Annotated in this window: 3 protein-coding genes; all 3 read right to left on the reverse strand. The window is 49.9% G+C overall.

Annotated elements, in window-relative coordinates:
* Window positions 1–32: 32 nt before the first annotated feature.
* Complete coding sequence (locus VLH40_06560; protein HSV31665.1) at window positions 33–1013, reverse strand: autoinducer 2 ABC transporter substrate-binding protein; 981 nt, start codon at window positions 1011–1013, stop codon at window positions 33–35.
* A gap of 308 nt (window positions 1014–1321) precedes the next feature.
* Window positions 1322–2245 carry an ABC transporter ATP-binding protein gene (locus VLH40_06565; GenBank protein ID HSV31666.1) on the reverse strand — a complete coding sequence of 308 codons (924 nt, stop codon included), beginning with the start codon at window positions 2243–2245 and terminating at the stop codon, window positions 1322–1324.
* A gap of 190 nt (window positions 2246–2435) precedes the next feature.
* The gene (locus VLH40_06570; protein ID HSV31667.1) at window positions 2436–3323 is read right to left on the reverse strand and encodes an ISNCY family transposase; all 888 of its coding nucleotides are present in this window, start codon (window positions 3321–3323) and stop codon (window positions 2436–2438) included.
* Window positions 3324–3451: the final 128 nt, after the last annotated feature.

Raw genomic sequence — 3451 nt, forward strand, 5'->3', positions numbered from 1 at the left:
ACCCCCGCCGCTCCAGCCTACCAACGCTTCCCTTAGAAGGGGAACTCCTCCATGTTCTCAACGGTGACGAACTGCCAGGCTTCTCCAAAGATCACGTGATCGACCAGGCGCACGTTATTATAGCCGGGAACCCCGAGATCCATACCATCAGTCACTTCCTGGCCTTCCAGGACCATGACCGCCAGTTTGTTCATCACGTAGCCGGCATCGGCCGGATCCCAGAAACCGATCAGCTTGGTTCCACCGCCTTCCAGGTAAGGACCGGCGATCGAGGGCAGGCTCGGTCCGACTACGGACACCACATCCTGGAGGCCGAGCTCTTCAACGGCGAGACCGGAACCGGGCGCGGCAGTCGACGCGCTGGTCTGAACCCCTCGCAGGTTCGGGAAGGTCCTCAGGAGTTCCCGCATGTTCTCATAGGCCCGGGTCTTGTCGTCATAGCATTCCAGCGGGGTCGGGGTCACGAGGGTCATGTTCGGATACATTTCCTGCTGGCGCGCGACGCCGCCGGCCACCCACTCTATATGGGTAGTCGAGGTAAGACTGCCCACCATGGTGGCGTACTCGCCTTCGAATCCCATATATTCGGCGAGATAGTCCATCAGCCGGGCGCCGAAGGCCCTATTTTCGAAAGCTTCGATGTTGTAGTGTACGTTCTGGATGAGCGGGGCTTCATGGGAGATCACCACAATCCCCTCGTCCATGGCTCTTCTCAAAACTGGCTCCAGCGTCTCCGGGGAGAACGGAACCACGCAAATGGCATCGACCCCTGCGGCGATCAGGTCTTCGATCATCCGCACCTGCAACGCCGCATCCGCCCGGGGAGGGCCAATCAAATAGGCGTCGTGACCGGTGTCTTCGGCAAAGCGCGCCACTCCTTCCCGCATCCGCTCAAACCAGGCTATCCCATCAAGTTTGACCACAGTGGCGATCGTATACTGTTGCGCCATCGCCGGAAGAACAGTGAGAAGAACAACGCTCAAGACCATAATAACCAAAAGCAGTTTCTTCATTTCAAACCTCCCTTGCGAATTAAACGACGAATTTCTGTTTTTTGAACGCTTCCCAGCACCACCGGCTGGAGAAAACCAGACCCTTCTCCACCGGACCGGCTGACTTGCCCTGGCAGGTAGGGTTCTGCAACGCCCCACCGGTAAGATGACTGCGGATAACGTTCCGCGAAGAATGCTCGGAAGAGATAAGCGCAGTCGTTTCTCTGCACCGCTACCGGGCCAAGAATGAAACCATACACGCCGAACGTACCCTGTTCCGATGATCACCCCCTTACTATAAAGAGTAATTGCTCGTGAGAAAAATTCTACTACCGAAGAAAGAACCTCCCTACTTTTATTATTCTAAGCACAGCACTAATCAATGTCAACACCGTCATCTCCACTAAAAAGGGTGATCGGTGATGAGGGAAATCCCTTCCTCGCTTCATCTTTTCCTCTATTTTCATATTTGACGTCCTGATACGGGTTAAACCTTCTAAAGTGGAAACCGATCCCTCGACAAAATTCATGGCTGGATCGCCGACGTATTGCGCGGTGAAAAGATTTTTAGGATGAAGATAGACTTGCTGCGGCGTATCGTACTGCATGAGTCGCCCCTCACGAATTACGGCCACCCTCTCACCCATGGACAAAGCTTCTAACTGATCCGGGGTGGCATATAGAAGGGTTTGTTTCAAATCACGGTGGATTCTCTTAAGCTCTGTTCGCATTTCATACCTGAGTTTAGCGTCGAGTTGACTGAGCGGTTCGTCAAAGAGAAATATTTTGGGCCTGCGAATAATTGCCCGTCCAATAGCAATTCGTTGCATCTCGCCACCGCTACAGGTTTGGGGCTTTCGCTGGAGGGTATGAGTGATGTGCAGGATTTCCGAAACTTCTTCAACTCTTTGCCTGATTTCTTTTTTAGAAACTCCTCTTTCTCGCAGGGGATAGGATAGATTATCAAATACGCTGTAGGTGGGATACAAAGCGTAACTTTCGAACACCATAGCCACGTCTCTTTCTCCCGCGGATAGATCGTTTACCAGTTGATCATCCAGCAAGATCTCGCCTTCGCCAAAGGACTCCAATCCGGCAATACACCTGAAAAGCGTAGTCTTACCGGCACCGATTGGGCCCAGCAGGCAGACAAATTCTCCGTCCTGCACATCCAGATTTATACCTCCCAAGGCCGGAAACTCACCGTATTCACCATAATTTTTATGGAGATTCTTAATTTTCAACTGTGCCATATCCCTCTCCATACCTCCTTGAAAACCATTCAAAAAGAGCAGTTATCCATTGGATCATATGTTAAGAAACATATGTTAACATCGCTTCATTCTATCAAGTGCAGGTTAGTTTGTCAAGATTTTGTGTTGTCAACAAATAGAATTATCCGGTTATAGAGCAAATAAACTGTCCAGTCTGCAGTTTTAGATATTAAGCAGCTTTTTTGTTCTTATTGACGACCTCCTTTCCCTGTGAATTATAAGAGGCCAGCTTTCTGTGTCCATGAAATATGGATATATCCCCATTTGGGTAGCGATGGACCCTGACCTTAACCCTGACATAATGATAACGATACTTATCAGGCGGGATTTGAAGGATCAGGCCATTGAACCTGACACAGTTGTCGTTACCTACTGTACGCTCAAACTGCTCGCATAAGATGTCTTCAATTGGAGTTCCACTCCACGGCACAAACATGCTGGCAGCCTCCTCTGGAGATACTGCAAACTCATCATTAAAGGCCGGCATATAAACATCACGGATATAGGCGTTGGCTTCATTCATATCAGTAATGCCGGCAACAGCAAGCTCTTTAACGAGTCGCCCCTGATGGGTGCCAAATGCCCTCTCTGAGCGTCCCCTCGCCTCAGGGGAATAAGCCGGTATCATCTCAATGCCTAACTGTCTCATAGCACGGCCAAATTGCGTAGGATTACTCTTGTCTACTTTTCCGCCTGCCTCCGGGGTATGCCAGTAATGACTGCCGCGGTCTGTATACAATGATGCAAATACCCCATGAGTCTTGATGACCTCTTCTATCCCCTGAAAGCTACTCTGAGTTCCTTCTTCTTCCACAAAAAACATGAAATAGTGTTTATTAGTTGCATCATCCATGGTTACGATCAAATCCCATAATTTGCCCGGTACCCACTCATGACGAGAACCATCCTGATGAAGCATCATGCCTACATAGGGAGCACGTGGCCTCTGTTTGCGGTGTTGCCCCTTCCTAAGACCTTTCTGCACTAACCCTTTGTCCTGAAGCTTGTTCTTTACCCATGTGTAGCTCCTCTTTCCCTCATGTTGAGCTACACTCAAAACTTGTGTATAGCCAAATGAAAACAGGTGGCGTATCCTAAGGTGAAGTTCCTATGAAGAAATCACCTCGCTCCCCGAAGGGAGGATACGCCATGAAACAAGCAAAGCACGTTAAAGAGGAATTGTCA

Source organism: Atribacteraceae bacterium, assembly GCA_035477455.1.
Taxonomy (GTDB): Bacteria; Atribacterota; Atribacteria; order Atribacterales; family Atribacteraceae; genus DATIKP01.

Excerpts from the sequence above, each read along its gene's own strand:
- VLH40_06560 (HSV31665.1), bottom strand. The coding sequence starts at position 1,013 with ATGAAGAAACTGCTTTTGGTTATTATGGTCTTGAGCGTTGTTCTTCTC.
- VLH40_06565 (HSV31666.1), bottom strand. The coding sequence starts at position 2,245 with ATGGCACAGTTGAAAATTAAGAATCTCCATAAAAATTATGGTGAATAC.